At 67.3% G+C, this 20,753-nt stretch carries 19 protein-coding genes; 8 read left to right on the forward strand and 11 right to left on the reverse strand.

Features of this window, described 5'->3' with window-relative positions; translation table 11 throughout:
* Nucleotides 1-38: 38 nt before the first annotated feature.
* The 6 genes from ON38_RS08480 to ON38_RS08505 all read left to right on the forward strand — a co-directional run bounded on the left by ON38_RS08480 (nucleotide 39) and on the right by ON38_RS08505 (nucleotide 5,647).
* Nucleotides 39-500: a VOC family protein gene (locus ON38_RS08480; protein WP_039823783.1), complete on the forward strand. Its 462-nt coding sequence runs from the start codon at nucleotides 39-41 to the stop codon at nucleotides 498-500.
* An 85-nt stretch (nucleotides 501-585) separates the two neighbouring features.
* Nucleotides 586-1,338: a LytR/AlgR family response regulator transcription factor gene (locus tag ON38_RS08485; RefSeq protein WP_039823784.1), complete on the forward strand. Its 753-nt coding sequence runs from the start codon at nucleotides 586-588 to the stop codon at nucleotides 1,336-1,338.
* Complete coding sequence (locus tag ON38_RS08490; RefSeq protein ID WP_039823785.1) at nucleotides 1,335-1,703, forward strand: hypothetical protein; 369 nt, start codon at nucleotides 1,335-1,337, stop codon at nucleotides 1,701-1,703. The genes ON38_RS08485 and ON38_RS08490 overlap by 4 nt, the downstream gene beginning before the upstream one ends.
* A gap of 39 nt (nucleotides 1,704-1,742) precedes the next feature.
* Nucleotides 1,743-3,500: a sodium/solute symporter gene (locus ON38_RS08495; protein ID WP_039823786.1), complete on the forward strand. Its 1,758-nt coding sequence runs from the start codon at nucleotides 1,743-1,745 to the stop codon at nucleotides 3,498-3,500.
* 162 nt (nucleotides 3,501-3,662) lie between these two features.
* Nucleotides 3,663-4,016 carry a DUF485 domain-containing protein gene (locus ON38_RS08500; RefSeq protein ID WP_039823787.1) on the forward strand — a complete coding sequence of 118 codons (354 nt, stop codon included), beginning with the start codon at nucleotides 3,663-3,665 and terminating at the stop codon, nucleotides 4,014-4,016.
* Nucleotides 4,013-5,647 (forward strand): monocarboxylic acid transporter, encoded by a 1,635-nt coding sequence (locus ON38_RS08505; RefSeq protein WP_039823788.1) that lies wholly within the window; start codon nucleotides 4,013-4,015, stop codon nucleotides 5,645-5,647. The genes ON38_RS08500 and ON38_RS08505 overlap by 4 nt, the downstream gene beginning before the upstream one ends.
* A gap of 106 nt (nucleotides 5,648-5,753) precedes the next feature.
* Here ON38_RS08505 and ON38_RS08510 read toward each other — a convergent pair whose 3' ends face one another.
* Both ON38_RS08510 and ON38_RS08515 read right to left on the reverse strand, forming a co-directional pair.
* Nucleotides 5,754-6,923: a sensor histidine kinase gene (locus ON38_RS08510; RefSeq protein ID WP_039823859.1), complete on the reverse strand. Its 1,170-nt coding sequence runs from the start codon at nucleotides 6,921-6,923 to the stop codon at nucleotides 5,754-5,756.
* 456 nt (nucleotides 6,924-7,379) lie between these two features.
* The gene (locus ON38_RS08515) at nucleotides 7,380-7,826 is read right to left on the reverse strand and encodes a hypothetical protein (RefSeq protein ID WP_039823789.1); all 447 of its coding nucleotides are present in this window, start codon (nucleotides 7,824-7,826) and stop codon (nucleotides 7,380-7,382) included.
* A 251-nt stretch (nucleotides 7,827-8,077) separates the two neighbouring features.
* Between ON38_RS08515 and dnaE the strand changes: the two genes are divergently transcribed.
* Together dnaE and ON38_RS34770 are read left to right on the forward strand one after the other, a co-directional pair.
* Entirely contained in the window at nucleotides 8,078-11,629 is a 3,552-nt protein-coding gene (gene dnaE, locus ON38_RS08520; RefSeq protein WP_039823790.1) for a DNA polymerase III subunit alpha, read from the forward strand.
* A 109-nt stretch (nucleotides 11,630-11,738) separates the two neighbouring features.
* Nucleotides 11,739-11,906 (forward strand): DUF4236 domain-containing protein, encoded by a 168-nt coding sequence (locus tag ON38_RS34770; RefSeq protein WP_081877120.1) that lies wholly within the window; start codon nucleotides 11,739-11,741, stop codon nucleotides 11,904-11,906.
* A gap of 168 nt (nucleotides 11,907-12,074) precedes the next feature.
* Here ON38_RS34770 and ON38_RS08525 read toward each other — a convergent pair whose 3' ends face one another.
* The 9 genes from ON38_RS08525 to ON38_RS08565 all read right to left on the reverse strand — a co-directional run bounded on the left by ON38_RS08525 (nucleotide 12,075) and on the right by ON38_RS08565 (nucleotide 20,742).
* Nucleotides 12,075-12,638 carry a hypothetical protein gene (locus tag ON38_RS08525; protein WP_039823791.1) on the reverse strand — a complete coding sequence of 188 codons (564 nt, stop codon included), beginning with the start codon at nucleotides 12,636-12,638 and terminating at the stop codon, nucleotides 12,075-12,077.
* Complete coding sequence (locus tag ON38_RS08530) at nucleotides 12,635-13,501, reverse strand: hypothetical protein (protein WP_039823792.1); 867 nt, start codon at nucleotides 13,499-13,501, stop codon at nucleotides 12,635-12,637. Before ON38_RS08530 ends, ON38_RS08525 begins: the two co-directional genes overlap by 4 nt.
* 9 nt (nucleotides 13,502-13,510) lie before the next feature.
* Nucleotides 13,511-13,825, reverse strand: a complete 315-nt coding sequence (locus ON38_RS08535; protein ID WP_157181702.1) for a type VII secretion target — start codon at nucleotides 13,823-13,825, stop codon at nucleotides 13,511-13,513.
* Between the two features lie 2 nt (nucleotides 13,826-13,827).
* A complete protein-coding gene (locus ON38_RS08540; protein ID WP_157181703.1) occupies nucleotides 13,828-14,769 on the reverse strand; it encodes a hypothetical protein in 942 nt (313 codons plus the stop codon).
* A gap of 280 nt (nucleotides 14,770-15,049) precedes the next feature.
* Nucleotides 15,050-15,556, reverse strand: coding sequence for a PNPOx family protein (locus tag ON38_RS08545; protein WP_051164504.1), 507 nt, complete (start codon nucleotides 15,554-15,556; stop codon nucleotides 15,050-15,052).
* Nucleotides 15,557-15,574: 18 nt separating this feature from the next.
* A complete protein-coding gene (locus ON38_RS08550) occupies nucleotides 15,575-16,300 on the reverse strand; it encodes an amino acid ABC transporter ATP-binding protein (RefSeq protein ID WP_039823795.1) in 726 nt (241 codons plus the stop codon).
* A gap of 3 nt (nucleotides 16,301-16,303) precedes the next feature.
* On the reverse strand, nucleotides 16,304-18,097 hold the full coding sequence (locus tag ON38_RS08555) for an ABC transporter substrate-binding protein/permease (RefSeq protein ID WP_039823797.1): 1,794 nt from the start codon (nucleotides 18,095-18,097) through the stop codon (nucleotides 16,304-16,306).
* A gap of 79 nt (nucleotides 18,098-18,176) precedes the next feature.
* A complete protein-coding gene (locus ON38_RS08560) occupies nucleotides 18,177-19,160 on the reverse strand; it encodes a phosphotriesterase family protein (protein WP_039823799.1) in 984 nt (327 codons plus the stop codon).
* A 298-nt stretch (nucleotides 19,161-19,458) separates the two neighbouring features.
* The gene (locus ON38_RS08565; RefSeq protein ID WP_051164505.1) at nucleotides 19,459-20,742 is read right to left on the reverse strand and encodes a PucR family transcriptional regulator; all 1,284 of its coding nucleotides are present in this window, start codon (nucleotides 20,740-20,742) and stop codon (nucleotides 19,459-19,461) included.
* Nucleotides 20,743-20,753: the final 11 nt, after the last annotated feature.

Genomic DNA, 20,753 nt, shown 5'->3' on the forward strand with positions numbered 1-20,753 from the left:
GGTGTCCGACACAACTCTCCGCGACCGGAGGTCCTGTGATGTCCGATGTTCCCCCTGTTCCCGAAGGCTATCCCACTATTTCCCCAGGTCTGGCGATCGCCGGGGCCGCGGACGCGGTGGAGTTCTACAAACGGGTGCTGGGGGCCACCGAACGGATGCGGATCCCGGGCCCCGGCGGCACCGTGATGCACTGTGAGCTGCTCATCGGCAACTCGGTGCTGATGCTCGGCGACCCGGCCCCGGATATGGCGTTCCGGGATCCGCATTCGATCGGTGGTACCCCGGTCAACCTCTACGTCTACGTCCCGGATATGGATGCGGCCCACGCCGCGGCGCTCGCCGCCGGCGCCACCGAGATCAGCGCGCCGCAGACCCAGTTCTACGGTGACCGGACCGGTTCGTTCGTCGACCCCTGGGGTCATCAGTGGACCCTCGCCACGCATGTGGAGGATATCGAGCCCGAGGAGATGCAACGGCGAATGGACCAGCTCGGATCCTGATCGACTCCGAACCGGAGTACCGAACCCGCGGCCGGGCTCCGATGACTACCATGGTCGAGTCGAAGAAGCAGGAAGGGTCTGGCGGATGCGGGTGCTGGCCGTGGACGACGAGCAGCCGGCGCTGGACGAGTTGCTCTATCTGCTGCGCGCCGAGCCGGCGGTGACCGAACTGCACGGCGCCGCCGATGCGACCGGTGCGCTGCGGATACTGCGGGCGCACGCGATCGATGCGGTCTTCCTGGATATCAATATGCCCGGCCTGGACGGTATGGAACTGGCCGGCGTCCTCGCCGAATTCGTGCACCCGCCGGCGATCGTCTTCGTCACCGCGCACGAGGATCACGCGGTGGCCGCGTTCGATCTCGGCGCGGTGGACTATTTGCTCAAACCGGTACGGCAGCAGCGGCTGGGCGCCGCGGTGCGGCGGATCGCCGACCGCCGGACCCCCAGCGATCCGGAGCCGGTCCCGGGGACGGCCTCGGGGCACGAGGTCATTCCGGTCGAGCTCGGCGGGGTCACCACGCTGGTGCACCGGTCGCAGGTGAACTGGGTGGAAGCCGAGGGCGACTACGCCCGGCTGCACACCGACACCGGTTCCCATCTGGTACGCATCCCGCTCTCGGCGTTACAGGACCGCTGGCGCGAGGATTTCCTGCGGGTGCACCGCTCGTATCTGGTGGCGCTCGGTCGGGTGACCGGCCTGCGGACGGTGGGCTCGGGCACGCTGGTGTGCCTGCGCGGGGCGCAGCGGGTGGAGCTTCCGGTGAGCCGCCGCCAGGTGCGCGAACTCAAACAGCGGCTGGTGCACGGACCGCATCCGTCGGCGGACCGGCGATGATCGGCCCGGCCCCGCGGCCGCCGCGCCGGCGGGTGGTGCTCGCCGAACGCCGGGGCGCGCGCCGGGTCCGGACCCGGGTGGAGGTCGCCGAGCAGACCGAGATCGGCGAGGCGCTGATCGGCGGACTGATCCGGGCGCAGCTCGGCCTGGCCCTCAGCTGTGGGCTGGTGATCGCCTTGCTGCTCGCCGCGCTCCCGCTGCTGTTCGGCGTGACCGCGGTGGCCCAGACCGTGGTGCTGGGGATCCGGTTGCCGTGGCTCGTGCTGGGTGGGGCCGCCTATCCGCTGCTGTGGCTCGCCGGGCGGGTGTACCTGCGGCTCTCCGAGCGCAACGAGAACGATTTCCTCGAGCTCACCGGTGATTGAGCGGCCCGCGCCGGGGGTCCGGCCGAGGGGCGGGCGGCGATGGTGACCGCGTCCGGCCTCACGGTGGCGGCATTGCTCGCGGCGGCGCTGGCGACGGTCGTCCTCGGTGTGTACGGAGTGCGCTGGGCCCGCACGACCTCGGATTTCCTGGTGGCCTCGCGCAGTGTGGGCCCACGCTGGAACGCCGCCGCCGTCTCCGGTGAGTACCTATCCGCCGCATCGTTTCTCGGGGTCGCCGGGCTGATCGCCAAATACGGCGCCGACGCGCTGTGGTACCCGGTGGGTTTCACCGCCGGTTACCTGGCGCTGCTGCTCTTCGTGGCGGCGCCGCTGCGGCGCTCCGGCGCCTACACCGTGCCCGATTTCGCCGAGTTCCGGTGGGGTTCGCCGCGCTTGCGCCGCCTGGCCGCCGTGGTGGTGGTGCTGGTGTGCGCGGTGTACGTGATCCCGCAGTTCCAGGGTGCCGGGCTGACCCTGCGTATTCTGCTCGGGGTGCCCGGCTGGGTAGGGGCAGTCGCGGTGGCGGTGATCGTGGTGGCCAATGTCGTGTCCGGGGGGATGCGGTCGATCACCCTGGTCCAGGCGTTCCAGTACTGGCTGAAACTGACCGCGGTGGCGCTGCCCGCGCTCGTGCTGCTGGTGCATTTCTTCGCTGCCGACCGGCCCGGCGGCGATCGCGAACTCGGCGCGCCGGCCCCGCCGACGGTGAGCGAGCAGACCACGGTGGAGGTGACCACCCCGGTACTCGTGCAACTGGCCGCGCCGCAGTGGGTCTCGGTACACGGGGTATTGGACGACCGCACGGTCGACGGCCCGGTGCTGCTGGCGGCGGGCATCCACGAACTGGCCCGGGATACGCGGCTGGTGCTCGAACCGGGCGCGACGGTGCCGGTGGTGGCCGGCGCCCCGGCGGACGGCGCGCACTGGCTGCTACCCGGCGGCGGATTCGCCGGGCCGCATCCGCGGTATCAGGTGTACTCGCTGATGATCGCCACCTTCCTGGGCACCATGGGGTTGCCGCATGTCCTCGTGCGCTTCTACACCAACCGGGACGGCCGCGCCGCCCGCTCCACCGCGCTCGCCGTGATCGCGCTGGTCGGCACGTTCTACCTGTTTCCGGTGCTGCTGGGTGTCTTCGCCCGGCTCTACGTGCCGCAACTGCTGATCACCGGGACCTCTGACGCCGCGGTCCTGCTGCTGCCCTCGTCGGCGCTGGCCGGGCTGCCCGGGCAGTTGCTGGCGGCCCTGGTCGCGGCGGGCGCCATGGCCGCCTTCCTGTCCACGTCCTCGGGACTGGTGGTGAGTATCGCCGGCGTGCTGAGTACCGACGTGTTGCGCGGGCGGATCCGGGACTTCCGGGTCGGGGCGCTCGTCGCCGGCGCGGTGCCGCTGACACTGTCGCTGGGGGTGGTCTCGCTGGATCTGTCCCGTACGGTCGGGTTGGCGTTCTCGCTCGCGGCCGCCACCCTGTGCCCGCTGCTGGCGCTGGGGATCTGGTGGCGGGGCCTCACCGCGGTGGGCGCGGCCGCCGGTCTGGTGACCGGTGGCACCGTGGCCGGTGCGGCGACTCTGGTCTCGGTGCTCGGCGGCGTCTCCGACCACCTGGCGGACGGCTGGGCCGCGGCGTTGCTCGGATACCCCGCCGCGGTGGCCGTCCCGCTGGCCTTCGCGACCATGGTGCTGGTCAGCCGCTGGACCCCGCGACCGCCTGGGGTGGGCCGCGCGTTCGTCCGGATGCACGCTCCGGAGCGGCTGGGTATGGGCGCGGACCGGGTGCCCGGGCACCGGCCGGAGTGATCGGCGGCAGCCGCCGGGCCCGACCGCTCGTCGCGGCCCAGCGACCGCTCACCGCACACTTGCCCATCTCCACCGAGTGACCACCGTCACAGGCCGTTGAAGGCGGCGCCGGGCCGCTACCTTTTCCCCGAGTAGTACACGTCACATGGTGAGGGACCCGGCATGACCGATATCGATCTCGACAAGAGCGGGGAGCGGGCCGATCCGCCGCCCGACTTCGTCACCGCGCAGGCGAGTCCGGAGTTCCAGGAGCTCCGAACCCGGCTGCGCCGCTTCATTTTCCCCATGGCCGCTCTGTTCCTGCTGTGGTACCTCGGCTATGTGCTGCTCGGTGCCTACGCACACGATTTCATGGCCACGCCGGTGTTCGGGGAGATCAATATCGGACTGCTGCTGGGGCTGGGCCAGTTCGTCTCGACCTTCGTGATCACCGGTCTCTACGTGCGGTTCGCCAACCGGGAACTGGACCCGCGGGCCGCCGCGCTGCGCGCCGAACTGGAAGGAAACCGGTCGTGACCACGCTACAGGCCGCCGACGCCACGGTCGGCAATCCGGTCGCCAATATCGCCATCTTCGCGCTGTTCGTCCTGGTCACCATGGTCGTGGTGTTCTGGGCGGGCCGCAATACCTCCGGCGCCACCGACTATTTCACCGGTGGCCGCGGATTCACCGGGCCGCAGAACGGGATCGCCATCGCCGGGGACTATCTGTCCGCGGCGAGTTTCCTCGGAATCGCCGGAGCCATCGCGGTCTACGGCTACGACGGCTTCCTCTATTCGATCGGCTTCCTCGTGGCCTGGCTGGTGGCGCTGCTGCTGGTGGCCGAAATGCTGCGCAACACCGGCAAGTTCACCATGGCCGATGTACTGAGTTTCCGGTTGAAGCAACGGCCCGTGCGCACCGCGGCCGCGATCAGCACCCTGGCCGTCTCGCTGTTCTACCTGCTCGCCCAGATGGCCGGCGCCGGCGGTCTGGTGGCGCTGCTGCTGGATGTGTCCAGTAAGACCGGGCAGGCCGTGGTGATCGCCGTGGTCGGCGTGCTCATGATCGTGTATGTGCTGGTGGGCGGGATGAAGGGCACCACCTGGGTGCAGATCATCAAGGCGGTCCTGCTCATCACGGGCGCCGCGGTGATGACGGTGATGGTGCTCGCGAAGTTCGGCTTCGACCCCTCCGGCATCCTCTCCGGTGCGCAGAGCGCGATCGGCGGGTCGGAGAACGCGAAGGTGGCCGCCCGTGATGTCCTCGCTCCCGGCGCGCAGTACGGCGGCAGCGAGATGTCGAAACTGAACTTCGTCTCGCTCGGCCTGGCGCTGGTCCTGGGCACCGCCGGTCTGCCGCATGTGCTCATGCGCTTCTACACCGTGCCGACCGCCAAGGAGGCCCGCCGTTCGGTGGTCTGGGCGATCGCGCTGATCGGCGCCTTCTATCTGTTCACCCTGGTACTCGGCTACGGCGCGGCCGCGATCGTCGGCCCGGACCGGATCCTCGGCGCGGCCGGGGGCCAGAACGCCGCGGCGCCGCTGCTGGCCTTCGAACTCGGTGGCGTGATCCTGCTGGGCATCATCTCGGCGGTGGCGTTCGCGACCATCCTCGCGGTGGTCGCCGGCCTCACCATCACGGCGTCGGCCTCGTTCGCCCACGACATCTACGCCAATGTCATCCGGCGCGGCAAGGCCGACGACGCCGCACAGGTCCGGGTCTCCCGGATCACCGCGGTGGTGATCGGCGTGCTGGCCATCGCACTGGGCATCCTGGCCAACGGCCAGAACATCGCCTTCCTGGTGGCGCTGGCGTTCGCGGTCGCGGCCTCGGCGAACCTGCCGACCATTCTGTACTCGCTGTTCTGGCGGCGGTTCAACACCACCGGCGCGCTGTTCAGTATGTACGGCGGTTTGATCTCCACGATCGTGCTCATCGTGTTCTCCCCGGCGGTCTCCGGGTCGTCGACCGCGATGCTGCCGGACCTGGATTTCGACTGGTTCCCGCTGTCCAACCCGGGGATCGTGTCCATCCCGCTGGCCTTTGTGCTCGGCGTGATCGGCACCTACCTCGGCGGCAAGGACACCGAAGATCCGGCGAAGGCCGCGGAGATGGAGGTCCGGGCGCTGACCGGGGTCGGCGCCGAGAAAGCGGTCGCGCACTGAGCGCGGGCCCGGATGCCGTGTCGGCGGCATCCGGGCCCCGTACCGCCCGGCGCCGACCGGTCGATCCCCGCTCTGTGAGGGTGAGCGGGGCTCGGCCGTTTCCGCGTCACGGTCGGATACCGGGGCGGAACTTGGGCACCCGCATACTCACTCGGGTACCGGCGCCGGGGGCGGTATCCACCACCAGTCCGTAGTCGTTGCCGAAGGCGGCCCGCAGCCGGTCGTCCACATTGGCCAGGCCGATATGCGCACCCTCCGCGGCCGTATCCAGCGACCCGGACCGCAACAGGTCGGGATCCATACCGGCGCCGTCGTCCTCCACGCTGAGCACACAGTCGGTCCCGGCGTCGAGTGCTTCGATGGTGACCGTGCCCCCACCCGGCGTGGCCGCCAACCCGTGGCGGACAGCGTTCTCCACCAGCGGTTGCAGGGCCAGGAAGGGCAGGGTGACGCCCAGCACCTCGGGGGCGATCCGCAACCGCACCTGCAGTGCCGGACCGAACCGGGCGCGTTCGAGTTCGAGATAGCGTTCGATATTGCTGAGTTCGTCGGCCAATACCGTGTACTCCCCGGCGTCACGGAACGAATACCGGGTGAAATCCGCGAAATCCAGGATGAGTTCCCGGGCCCGGTCCGGGTCGGTCCGGACGAACGAGGCAATGGTGTTCAGGGCGTTGTAGATGAAATGCGGGCTGATCTGGGCGCGTAGCGCGCGCACCTCGGCACGGTCGAGCCGGGCCCGGGAGGCGTCGAGTTCGGCGAGTTCGAGTTGGCCGCAGGCATAACGGGCGACTTCGGCCAGCGCACCGAGCGCGCCGGGGCCCGGCCGGTTCCCGGTGACCATCCCCAGCGCCCCCACCACGGTGCCGTTATCGCTGAGCAGCGGTTGGGTGACCAGGGTACGTCCCGGATGATCGGTCTCGGGTAGCTGCGCCAGTACGGGCCGCTGTGCCGCGACGGCGCGCCGGGCCGTCCCGGTGAACTCGGGCGCCAGCAGTTCGTGGCTGCCGTCCCAGGCGAGGAGTTCCCCGTCGGGATCGCTCACTCCCAGCCCCTCGGCACCGACCAGGGCCCGCAGATGCGGAGCCGCCTCCTGCGCGGACTCCCTGGTGAGCCCGCGGCGCAGCGGCCGGGCCGCCAGGGAGGCGGTGTGCAGGGCCGTATGCACCGCGCGTTCGGCGGGAGTGGTGACCATCCGCCGGGTCCGCGCCCAGATGAGCAGTGCCGCGGTGATCAGCACCACCGCCCCGGACACGGTGAGCAAGGTCGCGGTCATCGCACTCCCTGTTCCGTCCCGGCCGTCGCGCCGCTGTACCCATCGCCCGGTCCGCCGATACGCCGGCGATCCGTGGTCCGGCCACATGCTACGAGCAGGCTCGCCGACTGCCCACGCGACCCGGTTCGTCGGCGACTCCCGCGGTCCGGCCGCGCCGTATCGGCCGTGGTCTCGGGCCACCGGTCACCGGCGCGGTCCGGCTCGCCGGCCGATATCCGCCGGTCCGGCTCGCCGCCGGGGGCCGGCCATCGTCTCTCGCTTCCCGCGGCAACCGCCATTGCCGCGGGAAACCTTCTCCGGAAGCGATGACCGGCCCGCGTCGGCGAGCCGAGGCCGGAGGTCCGGCGTCGCGAACGCGCCGGACGGAAGGAGGTGGAAGATCGGGGGGCGGCCGTTCGGAGCCGCACGGGACCGATTACGCCGGCCGGGCCGGATGCTCTCTGCGGGGGCCGGTGATCACCCCTGGTACTTCTGGACGGTGAACTCCACCGACCCCGACTCGGGGGTGTGGGCCGCGCCGACGGTGACGGTCGCGGTGAAACGCCCGATCCCGGGACGGAACAGGGCCGAGCGGCCGTCGTTCATCCAATGTCCGGGGCCGTTCGCGATCTGCGTGGCCGACCCCGTCTCGCCGGTATCGAGGTTGCGCCAGTTCAGGGTGACCGGCAGGCTGCACGAACCGAAGCCGAACGTGATGGCCGAGACGGTGAAGGAGGCGTGCTCCGGATAGCCGGGACCGTTGACCGAGGCGTCGACCTGCGCGACGCACGGGCCGTCGGTGAGGGAATAGATCGTCTGGAACGAACCGCCGTCGGCCGCGGCGGGAGCGGCGGTGGCCGCCAAGGTGCCCACCGCGAGAGCCGCGGCGGCGGGCAGCGCGAGCGCGGTCCTGCGTGCTGTCATCGTTCACCTCGCTGGTCGATCGTGCACGTGCGGGTCGATCGTGGGCTCGGCGGAGATCCGCCGGATGTGACGCGGCACGACCCTACCAGTGACCGAGCGTGCCGGTGGCCGAATCGGTTTCCCGCGCCGGGACACCTGGGCCGACACGCCCGGGCCCCGCGGGCACGCCCATCCGGCGCCGAACCGGTCGGAGGGTGCGCATAAACTCGCTACACCAACCCCCGCCGAGCCATTGGGAGGAAGGACAGATCTTGGCCGCCTCGTCCGGATTCGTTCATCTGCACAACCACACCGAGTACTCGATGCTCGACGGTGCCGCCAAGATCTCGCCGCTGTTCGCCGAGGCCGACAGGCTCGGTATGACCGCGGTGGGGATGACCGACCACGGGAACATGTACGGCGCGGCCGAGTTCTTCCATTCGGCGAAGAAGGCCGGGATCAAGCCGATCATCGGGATCGAGGCCTATATCGCGCCCGGCTCCCGGTTCGACACCAAACGTATCCAGTGGGGCGATCCCAGCCAGAAGAGCGACGATGTCTCCGGCTCCGGCGCCTACACCCATATGACCATGGTCGCCGAGAACGCGACCGGCCTGCGGAATCTGTTCAAACTGTCCTCACTGGCCAGTATCGAGGGTCAGCTCGGTAAATGGGCCCGGATGGACGAGGAGCTCATCGCCGCGCACGCCGAGGGCATCATCGCCACCACCGGCTGTCCGTCCGGTGAGGTACAGACCCGGTTGCGGCTTGGGCACGAGCGTGAAGCGCTCGAGGCCGCGGCCAAATGGCAGGAGATCTTCGGCCGCGACAATTTCTTCCTCGAGGTGATGGACCACGGCCTGTCCATCGAGAAGCGGGTCCGCCAGGGCCTGATCGAGGTCGGCCGCGCCCTGGACATCCCGCCGCTGGCCACCAACGACTGCCATTACGTCACCAAGGAGCAGGCGAGCAACCACGAGGCGCTGCTGTGCGTCCAGACCGGTAAGACCCTGTCCGACCCCACCCGGTTCAAATTCGACGGCGACGGTTACTTCCTGAAGTCCGCCGCGGAGATGCGCGCGCTGTGGGACGCCGAGATCCCCGGCGCCTGCGACAACACGGTCTGGATCGGGGAGCGGGTCCAGTCCTACGCCGAGGTCTGGGAACACCGTGACCGGATGCCGGTCTTCCCCGTGCCCGAGGGCGAGGACCAGGCCGGCTGGCTGCGCAAGGAAGTGCACCGCGGCCTGGAACGGCGTTTCCCGAACGGGGTACCGCGCGAATACGTCGAACGCGCCGAATTCGAACTCGACGTGATCATCGAAATGGGCTTTCCCGCCTACTTCCTGGTGGTCGGTGACCTGATCAACCATGCCCGCGAGGTCGGGATCCGGGTCGGCCCGGGTCGTGGTTCGGCGGCCGGTTCGCTGGTCGCCTATGCCATGGGCATCACCAATATCGACCCGATCCCGCACGGGCTGCTGTTCGAACGCTTCCTCAATCCCGAACGCGTCTCGATGCCCGATATCGATATCGACTTCGACGATCGCCGCCGCGGTGAGATGGTGCGCTACGCCACCGACCGCTGGGGTAGCGACCGGGTGGCCCAGGTCATCACCTTCGGCACCATCAAAACCAAGGCCGCGATCAAGGATTCGGCGCGCGTCCAGTTCGGCCAGCCCGGTTTCGCCATCGCCGACCAGATCTCCAAGGCGCTGCCGCCGCCGATCATGGCCAAGGACATTCCGCTGTCGGGGATCATGGATCCCGAGCACGAGCGGTACAAGGAAGCCGCCGAGGTCCGCGATCTCATCGGCAGCAACCCCGATGTCGCCAAGATCTACGAGACCGCCCGCGGTCTCGAGGGCCTGATCCGCAATGCCGGCGTGCACGCCTGCGCGGTCATCATGTCGTCCGAACCGCTGATGGACGCGATCCCGCTGTGGAAGCGGGCGCAGGACGGCGCCATCATCACCGGCTGGGATTACCCCTCGTGTGAGGCCATCGGCCTGCTGAAGATGGACTTCCTCGGCCTGCGCAACCTCACCGTCATCGGTGACGCGCTGGACAACATCAAATCCAATCGCGGTATCGACCTCGATATGGATAATCTGCCGCTCGACGATCCGGCCACCTACGAACTGCTCTCGCGCGGTGACACTCTCGGCGTCTTCCAGCTCGACGGTAGCGCCATGCGCGATCTGCTGCGCCGGATGCAGCCCACCGGCTTCGAGGACATCGTCGCGGTGCTCGCGCTCTACCGCCCCGGTCCGATGGGGATGAACGCGCACAACGACTACGCCGACCGCAAGAACGGCCGCCAACAGGTCAAACCCATCCACCCGGAACTGGAAGAGCCCCTGAAGGAGATCCTCGCCGATACCTTCGGCCTGATCGTCTACCAGGAACAGATCATGCAGATCGCGCAGAAGGTCGCCGGGTATTCGCTCGGCCGAGCCGATATCCTGCGCCGCGCGATGGGTAAGAAGAAAGCCGAGGTGCTCGAGGCCGAATTCGAGGGCTTCGAAGCCGGTATGCAGTCCAACGGCTTTTCCAAACCGGCGATCAAAGCCCTCTGGGACACGATTCTCCCGTTCGCCGGTTACGCGTTCAACAAATCGCATGCCGCCGGCTACGGACTCGTCTCCTTCTGGACCGCCTACCTCAAGGCCAATTACAAGGCCGAATACATGGCGGGTCTGCTCACCTCGGTCGGTGACGACAAGGACAAGGCCGCGATCTATCTGTCGGACTGCCGCAAACTCGGTATCACCGTGCTGCCGCCGGATGTGAACGAATCGGAGACCAACTTCGCCTCGGTCGGTGCCGATATCCGGTTCGGTCTGGGCGCGGTCCGCAATGTCGGCCAGAACGTGGTCAACTCGATCATCAACGCGCGCACCGAGAAATCGAAGTTCACCGATTTCTCCGATTATCTGAACAAGATCGATACGGTGGCCTGCACCAAGAAGGTCACCGAATCGCTCATCAAGGCCGGTGCCTTCGATTCGCTCGGTCATCCGCGCAAGGGCCTCATGCTGGTGCACTCCGACGCCATCGACGCGGTGATGTCCACCAAGAAGGCCGAGGCCATCGGTCAGTTCGATCTGTTCGGCGGAATGGACGACGACAGTGGCGAATCGGTGGCGTCGGTCTTCGATGTGAAGGTGCCCGACGAGGAGTGGGAGAGCAAACACCGTCTCGCGCTGGAGCGGGAGATGCTCGGCCTCTACGTATCCGGCCATCCGCTCAACGGCGTGGACCATGTGCTCGCCGCCCAGGCCGATACCCAGATCCCGACCATTCTCGAGGGCGATATCAAGGACGGCACCCAGGTCACCGTCGGCGGCATCCTCGCCTCGGTGAACCGCCGGATCAACAAGAACGGCCTGGCGTGGGCGTCCTGCCAGCTCGAGGATCTCACCGGTGGTATCGAGGTGCTGTTCTTCCCGCAGGCCTATTCCGTGTACGGAATGGACGTGGTGGAGGACGCGGTGGTGCTGGTGAAGGCCCGGGTCTCCATGCGGGACGACCGGATCTCGCTCATCGCCAACGATCTCGCGGTACCGGATCTGTCGGCGATCGGCGTGGCGAAACCACTGGCCGTCACCATCTCCACCCGGATGTGCACCCCCGACAAGATCGGCGAACTGAAGCGCGTGCTGTCCCGGCACCCGGGTACCTCGGATGTGCACGTCCGGCATGTGGGCGCGCGGGAGAAGACGACGCTGCTCAAACTCGACGACAGCCTGCGGGTGGAGCCGTCCTCGGCGCTCATGGGCGACCTGAAGGCCCTGCTCGGGCCGGGTTGCCTGGCGAGCTGAGCGACCGGCGGCCACCGCGCCGTCTGCTCGATACCGGTGGCGATGCTGCCGAAAGCTACGAACGCTCATCGCGTTCCGTTATCCTGGGGCAGAGCCAGGGAGGTCGCTCATGCCCATCAGGTTCCGTAAACGCCAATCCTTCGGACCGTTGAAGTTGAACTACACCCAGTCGGGGTTGTCCTCGTGGAGTATCAAGATCGGCCCATGGTCGTGGAACTCCCGGACCAAGAAGAACAGCGTCGATCTACCGGGTCCGCTGAGCTGGCGTCAGCGCTGATACTCGGCCACGGCCGTGGGTGATCGAAGCCTGTGCGATTCGATCACCCACCGGGTCCGTCGGCCCGGCAACCGGCCCACTGCGCGGGCGAGCCCGCCTCGGTCCACGGACTGTCCGGCCGGTGGACCGGACACATCTGGCCGCCTCGTCCCCTGTGCGAGATCGAGGTCAGTTCTGTGACGTCAATTCCCTGGTCAGATCGATCAGGAACTCCGCTGCCGCACGAATCTCGGGGTCGGAGATCTCCCACTCCGGATCCGCACCGACATTGTTGATCTGAGCCGAATCGAGGTTCAGCGTTCCCTGCCAGCCGCCCGCTGCCGTGACGATCCGGACCGAACCGCTGGTTCGGTTCAGCCATACCTTCTCGTCGTACCCGGTTTGCGGAATGTAGTTCGGGTCGTCTTCGATCAAGGCCGGTTCCGACTCGCCGGGTAACATTGCCCGAAGCCGGGTTTCACCCACTCCTACGAGGGATGCCTTCGTCAGCGTGCAGGTCGCTCCCCGCCCTATTGTGTCATCGGGATCGACGTGACCGTATTCGATGGCCAGATCCGCTATGCCCAGGTCGCTTTCGAAGAAGGTGAGCGTTCGGTCGCACTGTTCGCGAATCGCGTGGCCGGAGTCGGCCGCCGCGGCGCCCTTGCTGCTGCCCACTTCGCACGCTGAAACGAGTGCGATGGAGATGATCGCTGCCGCCGTGGAAATCGTGCGCAGCGCGATCCCGCTCATTGGGTCACCCTATCTGTCTTGACCGACCACTTGTTCGTTCCGTCCAAGACGGTTGCGTCATCGAATACGGAATTCGCGTCGACAGCCATCGGCGGCCATTTGTTATCGGGTAGTCCGTCGATATCCGAACTGGCCTGCGCGATCTTGTTTCCGTTGATGATGCTGTTCTGTGCCGACGAGGCGATACTACCGACCGCCTGGGCGATCGCATTGTAGGCGTTTCCGATCGCCGCGACGATATCACCGGTTTGAGCCGCGGCGACCGGGCCGGTTGCCGCGGCCGCAACTATCTCGCCGATGCTGGAGATCAACGAGAGAATCGCTTCGACTATTTCCCGGTAGAGTTCCAGTGTCTTTACCGCGACATCCTCCAGGGAGGTTGCAATCGTTTCGCACGAGGCCGGAAGTGCCTGCTGCCCGCACGGTTTCGCCTGCCGAATGCGAGAATTCTCGTATGCCTCGGCGGCGATTCCGGTCCAATGGGCATTGAGTTTGGTCTCGTCGATCTGAGTACCGGCATTGGTGATCGCGCTCGCGACATCTCGCCATGCATTGGCGTAATTTATGAAAGTGATGGGTACCGCTATGCCCTTGATCAGTTCCGCCAGTTTGGTGCCGGTGTCCTCGATATATTTCAGTACCTTGTCCCGCTCGTCCCAGAGTCGGTCGACGACGGCTTCTGCGCCCCCGCCTCCCACGAGCCCGAAGAATCCCCAACCGGTTACGCGAACGGCCAGGACGATATTTCCGAATGCGTCGTTTACCCTATCCGGCTGGTCTTTGAGCTCTTCCGCCTTCGTTTTGATTTGTTCGATATTGGTGGTCAGGTCCGTCCTGGTCTGCGGATTCGTATCTTCGGCCACGCGGTCCCCCTAGTAGAGATTACTGAGTGCATGCGCGTTCTGCGCATCCTCGGCTTCGTAGGTATCTGCCACCTGGCGGAGTGTCGTAGCGATTTCATTGCATACTGAAATTCCCTCTTTCATTCTTTCGGCGAAGAAATCGGGAACGTCCTTGTATTTTTCGTATGCCAGAGCGAAGACACCTGCTTCGAGCTGCTCGAATTTCGCCCCCGCGGTGGCGACTCGTGCTGCCTCCAAGGCGGCAGCGGCCTCGTCCCAATTGTTGGCAGCGGTGCGTACAGCGCCTACGGCGACGGTAATGGCTTGCTGTGACGGTGTAGCCATGATCAGACCCCCAAACCTTCTATGAGACTGTCGCGATGGCGAGAATGGTGAAATTCGAGATCTTCGTCCGAATATCGCGAGTAATCGCCACGAACCGGGAAACTCGGCCGGAGTTCGCGAACCCGATCCGCGAGAGACAGGAATTCGTCGACCAGGTCCATCGGATGGGCTTTTTGTGCCCATTCCGGCCGTACGAATATCGATTTCAGCTGAAAACAGTCCGCTGTGATCGAGATGGCAGGTGCGCCGTCGACCAGCGCTCGACCGTGCACATCGAAGGTGCCTCGCGTGAGTATGCGCCGCTGGGTTTCGCGATATTCCGGCCAGCTCGATGTGTCGAGGAGGAGCATCAGAACCGTGCGACGGTCGGGAACCGGGCAAGCGTGGCGGAATTCGCCGGTCACCAGTTTGCCCAGACAGGCTTCGACCGACTTCTTGTACGCACGCATCAACTCGTCGCCGGTATCGCCGGGGCCCACGTGGCGGTGCCACTGCGGGCCGAGTCGCAACTGGATCGGTAGCAGACCTCGATCGACTTCGACTGTCGCGAACGAACTGCCCGGCGCGGCCCGCGTATCTTCCGCGGTGAACGAATCCGATCGGTTCCAGGTAGGGGTCGAGGATTCGCGATCCGGTCCCGTCCCCGGACTGGGATGTTCAGTGGGTCGGGGAGCGGGATATGTGATCGGTGCCGTGTACGAGCTGCTTGCGCCCCGTTGCGTCGGGGTCAGTGGCTCCTCGTCCCAGAACTCGTCCGGGTCGTCGTAGTGATTGAAAAATCCGCCGTTGTAGCCCGGTGGTGACATACTGCCGAGTCCTGCCTCTGCGTGCTCTCCTCTTCGAATGCGACTACGGTTATCGGCTACGCAAAAGCACTGACATCCCCCTTTTTCGATACGAAGCAACTCCCCGCTGTTCCGCATCAGCCTCTCCGGCGCGGTCACGTTTGTCAACCCCGCGTACGCACTCACCGGCAGTGGCATGGGCGGGCACCACAGAGCACCGTGGACCCGTGATGGTTGCTCGGTCGACCGGGCATTCACGCCCGAAGCGCAGAACTGCCTGCAGGTTCCCCGGCGGTTCGATATCGGTGATCGGTCACGCGAGTCCGTGCGCGCGGATGCCTGGAGAACTCGCCGTCTTTCCGGCCCACAGGAGCCGGCGTTCCGCTTCGGTGGCGGTATCGAGGCTGCCGGCCGCGCGGTACGCGCGGCCGGTTCCGTGTCATAGCACCGGCCGCAGTTCGATCACGACACCACCGAGCTGCCAGGTCTGGTAGATATCGGCCTTGTTCGGATTGCCCTCGGCGTCGAAACCGATGCCGTTGTAGCCGGCGTTGGTCCGGTTGTCCCGGGCGATGATCTCGAACAGGCGCAGTACATCCTCGGCGGCGGTGTGCACGACCGGGTCGAACTGTTCGGGCCGGGCGCCGCGGGTGATGGTGAGCGGGGTGCCGGTCGCCAGGTTCTGCACCCACGGTCGCCGGGATGTGCCGATCAGCAGTGTCTGTCCGTGCACGGTGTAGGCGACCGGAATATCGTAGGCGCGACCGGATTTGCGGCCCACCACATGCAGTGTCGCCAGCCGTTTACCGATCACCCCGGACAGGCCCGGCAGGCGTAGCAGCGTGCGGACCACCCGGTTGGTCAAGCCCTGGGTCCGGCCTACGGGCCGGGGTCCGCTGGTGGTAGGGGTGCCGTAGGGGTTCGCCGATCCGGAATCCTCGCTCATGGGTTCAGTATCGTCGGGTCACAGCACCTGGTCGAGAAACCTTCGCAGCCGCGGTGTTCCGGCATTGTCGAAAAGTTCGTCCGGACCGCCCGATTCCACCACCACACCGCCGTCCATGAACACCACATGGTCGGAGACGCTGCGGGCGAATCCCATCTCGTGGGTCACCACGATCATCGACATACCGCCCGCGGCCAGTTCCGACATCAGCGCGAGCACACCCTTGACCAGTTCCGGGTCCAGTGCGGAGGTGGCCTCGTCGAAGAACATGATGTCGGGTTTCATGGCCAGCGCCCGGGCGATCGCCACCCGCTGTTGCTGACCACCGGAGAGGTTGGCGGGCCGGGAATCGGCCTTGCCGGTGAGCCCCACGACCTCGAGTTGTTCCAGCGCCAGGGCGCGGGCCTCGTCCTTGGACAGTCCGCGCAGCTTGCGCGGTCCCAGCGCGATATTGTCGGCCACCGTCCGGTGCGGGAAGAGATTGAACTGCTGGAAGACCATCCCGATGCGCTGGCGCAGCCGGTCGGGTTTCTCGGCGAGCACCGATTCGCCGTCGATGAGGATATCTCCGGCATCGGGTTCGTGGAGCCGGTTGAGGACCCGCAGCAGGGTGGATTTGCCGGAACCGGACGGGCCGATCACCGTCGTGGTCTTGCCCGCGTCGACATGGATGTCCACCCCGCGCAGGATCTGATTGCCGCCCAGCCGCAGGTGGAGTCCGGTGCCGGTCAGTGAGGAGCTCATCGGTTACCCCCGGCCTTCGGTGATGGCGGACTGTTCGACCGGGTCGATCGGCTGATCGGGCCGGCCGGTGCGCATCCGCCGGTCGATGTAGTTCACCAGATGGGTGAGTGGGATGGTCAGCAGCAGATAGACCAGACCGGCGGCCACCAGCGGTGACAGGTTGCCGGTCTGGGCGTTCAGATCGCGGCCGACCGCGAACAGTTCGCGCTGGGTCGCCAGCAACCCCAGGAAGTAGATCAGCGAGGAGTCCTTGATCAACGCGATGAACTGGTTCATCAGCGCGGGCAGCACCCGGCGGACCCCCTGCGGGATCACCACCAGCGTCATGGCCTGCCGGTAGCCGAAGCCGATCGCCCGGGCGGCCTCCAGTTGCCCCGGCTCCACCGATTGGATACCGGAGCGGAAGATCTCGCCGATATAGGCAGAGGCCAGCAGCGCCAGCGCCACCGCACCGAGCCAGTAGGGGTTGTTACCGGTGAGACCGCTGACCACCGGCCCGACCCCCAGGCCGATGAGCAGGATGATGACCACCGCGGGCAGGCCGCGGAAGATATCGGTGTACACCCGGGCCGGCCAGCGCAACCAGCGGGTCCGCGAGATTCCGGCGACCGCGAGCAGCATGCCGATCACGGTGCCCAGTACGCCGGAGACCAGGGCGAGGATCAGTGTGTTGGGCAGGCCGGTCTTGAACAGGTCGGGGAAGGCCTGCCGGTAGAGCGACCAGTCGAAGAAGGTGTCGCGCAGCTGTTCCAGGGTCGATTTCGGCGCCTGCGTGGTCTGCTCCCGCGGGGCCTGTCCGGCGGCGATGGCGGCGAAATCGGGCAGCTGCGGGGCCGGTGCGGCCTTCGATCCGGGCTTCCAGCCGGGCGGCAGTTCGCGGGGCACCCAGTCGCTGTAGAGGCGGGCATAGGTACCGTCGGCGATCACCGCGTCCAACCCGGAGTTGAGCGCGTCGATCAGCGGCTTGTTGTCCTTGGCGACCGCCCAGGCGACGAAATTGTCCAGACTGAACGAGTTGTCCACGACCGATGTCGCATCGCCCGGCGCGATCGCGCCCTCGGCCTGCGCCGACGGGGCGACCCAGGCGTCCACCTGGCCGGTTTTCACATTCGCGTAGGCGGTGTTGTAGTCCGGGAACTTCACCGGGTCCAGCCCGAGTTCGTTGACGACGTATTCGTCCTGGACCGTGCCCTGCACCACCGCCACCCGGGAACCGGGCCCGAGATCGGCGAACCCCTGCACCGGGCTGCCGTCCTTGACGACCAGCGAGAAGTAGCCGAAATCGTAGCCGTTGGTGAAACCGACCATCTCGCGCCGCGCATCGGTGGTGGTGATGTTGGACGACCCGACATCGAAGCGTTTGCCCCCGACCTGGGCCAGCAGTCCGGCGAACTCGGTACCGGAGAACTCGACCCGCAGACCGAGCTTCGCGGCCACCGCCCGCAGCAGTTCGTTGTCGAAACCGGTGAACGCGCCGGCGGAGTTCACGCAGATACTGGGCGGCGCGTCGGAGAGGGTGCCGACGCTCAGCACACCGGGCCGGATCAGGCCGAGCCGGGAGATGTCGACCGCGTCCAGCGGTTCGGTCGATGCGGTGGTGAAACGATCCTCTTTGCCCGTACCCGGGGCGGTCAGGTCGGCGGGGGCCGCGGCGGCCGACTCCGGTCCCGGCGGCGCGCACAGGTCGCGGGCGGCACCGTCACCGCCGCCGCTGCCGCACGCCGTCGCCAGCAGGGCGACGGCGAGCAGGAGGGCGGCGAGCAGCGCACGGGCGCGCGGAACGGGCAGACCAGGCATGATCGACAACCCTAGCGTCAGCCCCGACCCGGTCCGGGCACCCGGGTCGGGTCGGGCCGCTCGCGCCGTGGCCTCCGGTTCACCCGGCGGTGAAGAACCTCCGGGGCACCTCGACGAGCATCGTCTGCAGCTGCCGCTCCTCGATTCCGCGATCCAGCACATAGGGGAAGACGTCGTCGAACAGGTGGGTGTAGTGCCACTGCGGCAGGACCGCGGCCCGCATGGCCGGTTCGATCCAGTCGATATAGCAGCTGGCGTCCTGCGAGAGCACCATGCGCTCGGCGTAACCCCGGCGCACCATCTCGATGAGGGTATCGGCGCGCGCCTCGAAGGTGGTCTCGAGGTTGATCCCGAATCGGTCCATGCCCAATACGAATCCGGAGTCCGCCAGGGCGGTCAGGTAGTCCAGATCCGTGGTGTCGCCGCTGTGGCCGAGCACGATCCGGGTCGGGTCCACGCCCTCCTCGGCGCACATGACGCGTTTGACCTCGAAGCCGGACCCCGATTCGGGGTGGGTGTGCACGGTGATCGGCACTCCGGTCTCGTGATGGGCTCGCGCCACCGCCCGCATCACCCGTTCGACACCGGGCGTCAGTCCCTCCGCGTCGATCGCGCATTTGAGCATGCCCGCCCGCACACCGGTCCCGGCGATACCGTCGCGGATATCGCCGACGAACATATCCACCATGGGATCGGGGACATGGGTGCCGACCAGCGGATCGAGCGCCGGTCCGCGGTAGTGGAAGAAGAACGGGACATCGTTGTAGGTGTAGAGGCCGGTGGCCACGATCAGGTGCAGCGGCACCCGCTGCGCGATCTGGGCGATCCGCGGGATGTAGCGGCCCAGACCCACCACGGTCGGGTCCACGATCGTGCGCACACCGGCCTCGTAGGCGGTGGTCAGCTGCCGGACCGCGTCCTCGACCCGCTCCTCCTCCGAACCCCACTCCCGCGAATAGTTCTGCTGCACATCGGAGCTGAGCACGAAAACGTGCTCGTGCATGAGGGTGACGCCGAGATCGGCGGTGTCCACGGCACCGCGGACGGTTTGGATCGAGGGCACGGAGAACTCCTGAAAAGGGCAGCACACAGCGCGACGACGCCGGCACGACGGATTGGATCGGGGTCCGCGACACCGCCGTGGCGGGCGCGGCGAACCGGTTGCCGGCGACCCAACTACTCAGGTGGACACCGGTTTCCGGGAATAACTGAACCTTACGACGCGCGGTGTGGGGTGGACCATATTCCGGCCGCATGAAAGCTCGGCCGGCATTTGTGCGCGCAGCACATGTCCGTGGTGCGCTCGGCGCAATGTCCGTCGTGCGCACAGCATTGCGCCGCCGGGGCCGGGGCCCCGCCGCTCAGTACTGTCCCCGTTCCGGTCGCAGCACCGCGGCGCCGAGCAGATGAGTGGCCTGCAGGGCGAGCCGGGGATACAGATCCGCGCCGGGTGCGTCGGTGCTCACGCCGATGAGGTTCAGTGCCTGCCGGACGCGGTACTGGACGGTATTGCGATGGACGGCCAGTCGCGTGGCGGCCGCCGCGTAGCTGCGGTTCACGGCGAGGAATACGCGCAATGTCTCCCGCAGCCAGAGATTGCGTTCGTTGTCCACCGCCAGTTCGCCGAGTTCGTCGGCGACGAACTCGCGCAGCGTATCCATATCGCCGGCCAGCAGGGCGACCGCCGACACCTCGGGGTGGGACAGCACCCGGGCGCCGTGCTCTCCGCCCAGCAAGGCCAGCCGGCGCACCCGGTCGGCCTGACCCGCGCTGCGCCGGAAACCGGCGACCCCGGTGCCGTGACCGCCGAAGGCCACCCGCACCGGCAGGGCCCGGTCGACGAGCAACTGTTCGATCGCGGCGCTGTCCACGGACGTCTCCTGCGGGACGGCGAACCACATCCGGACCTCGTGGTCGTCCACCGGGACCAGCAGATTTCCGGTCGCCCGGTGGAACACGGTGGTCAGCGCGGTGCGGAGGTGGTCGAACACCTGCGCAGCCGTGGCGGAGTCGATATGCGGGCCGGTCCAGGCGTCGATCGCGAGGTGGCCACGGGTGAGCGGGTAGTGCAGCACCTGCTCCGCTGCCTCGGTATCGGTGGTCGTGCCGTTGAGCAGCCGGGTCACCCATTGCTGCCGGAGGCCGCCCCGGTCGCCGACCCAGCGGTCGCGTTCCTGTTCGTAGGCGACGCCGACCTGCTCGCAGACGCGGTCGATGTACACCGAGGTGCGGTTGACGATGTGGACGATCGCCGAGGTGGTCACCGGGCCGCCGCCGCCGTATTCGATCGCGTAGCGCATACCGGTGTCCAGGAAGCCCGCCTGCCCGATCCGGTACGCCCGGATCAACGCCGACGCCGGCACATCGCGCTGGGCGAGGATCCGGGCGTACGCCAGGGCCCGCTCCGGGGCCCGCACGTCATCTTCGCCGGCCTCGTTCTGCAGGAACTGCAGGACTTCCATCAGGTTGTCGGTCGTCCCGTCATCCATCAGTTCGCGCAGCCGGGGGTCCTGATCCAGGGCCGGCACCTGCGCGCGCATCAGGTGCGACAACTCGTCGACGAATTGGTCGCGGTCCCGGAGGAATGTCTGTGCGACCAGCCCGACCACCTCTTCGGTACTGTGCGCCGCCTGTCGTTGCTCCACGTGGTAATGAT

This window comes from Nocardia testacea NBRC 100365, assembly GCF_000308775.1.
Taxonomy (GTDB): domain Bacteria; phylum Actinomycetota; class Actinomycetes; order Mycobacteriales; family Mycobacteriaceae; genus Nocardia; species Nocardia testacea.

Coding starts and splice junctions, on each gene's coding strand:
- ON38_RS08480 (WP_039823783.1), top strand. CDS start 39: ATGTCCGATGTTCCCCCTGTTCCCGAAGGCTATCCCACTATTTCCCCA.
- ON38_RS08485 (WP_039823784.1), top strand. CDS start 586: ATGCGGGTGCTGGCCGTGGACGACGAGCAGCCGGCGCTGGACGAGTTG.
- ON38_RS08490 (WP_039823785.1), top strand. CDS start 1,335: ATGATCGGCCCGGCCCCGCGGCCGCCGCGCCGGCGGGTGGTGCTCGCC.
- ON38_RS08495 (WP_039823786.1), top strand. CDS start 1,743: ATGGTGACCGCGTCCGGCCTCACGGTGGCGGCATTGCTCGCGGCGGCG.
- ON38_RS08500 (WP_039823787.1), top strand. CDS start 3,663: ATGACCGATATCGATCTCGACAAGAGCGGGGAGCGGGCCGATCCGCCG.
- ON38_RS08510 (WP_039823859.1), bottom strand. CDS start 6,923: ATGACCGCGACCTTGCTCACCGTGTCCGGGGCGGTGGTGCTGATCACC.
- ON38_RS08515 (WP_039823789.1), bottom strand. CDS start 7,826: ATGACAGCACGCAGGACCGCGCTCGCGCTGCCCGCCGCCGCGGCTCTC.
- ON38_RS34770 (WP_081877120.1), top strand. CDS start 11,739: ATGCCCATCAGGTTCCGTAAACGCCAATCCTTCGGACCGTTGAAGTTG.
- ON38_RS08525 (WP_039823791.1), bottom strand. CDS start 12,638: ATGAGCGGGATCGCGCTGCGCACGATTTCCACGGCGGCAGCGATCATC.
- ON38_RS08535 (WP_157181702.1), bottom strand. CDS start 13,825: ATGGCTACACCGTCACAGCAAGCCATTACCGTCGCCGTAGGCGCTGTA.
- ON38_RS08545 (WP_051164504.1), bottom strand. CDS start 15,556: ATGAGCGAGGATTCCGGATCGGCGAACCCCTACGGCACCCCTACCACC.
- ON38_RS08550 (WP_039823795.1), bottom strand. CDS start 16,300: ATGAGCTCCTCACTGACCGGCACCGGACTCCACCTGCGGCTGGGCGGC.
- ON38_RS08555 (WP_039823797.1), bottom strand. CDS start 18,097: ATGCCTGGTCTGCCCGTTCCGCGCGCCCGTGCGCTGCTCGCCGCCCTC.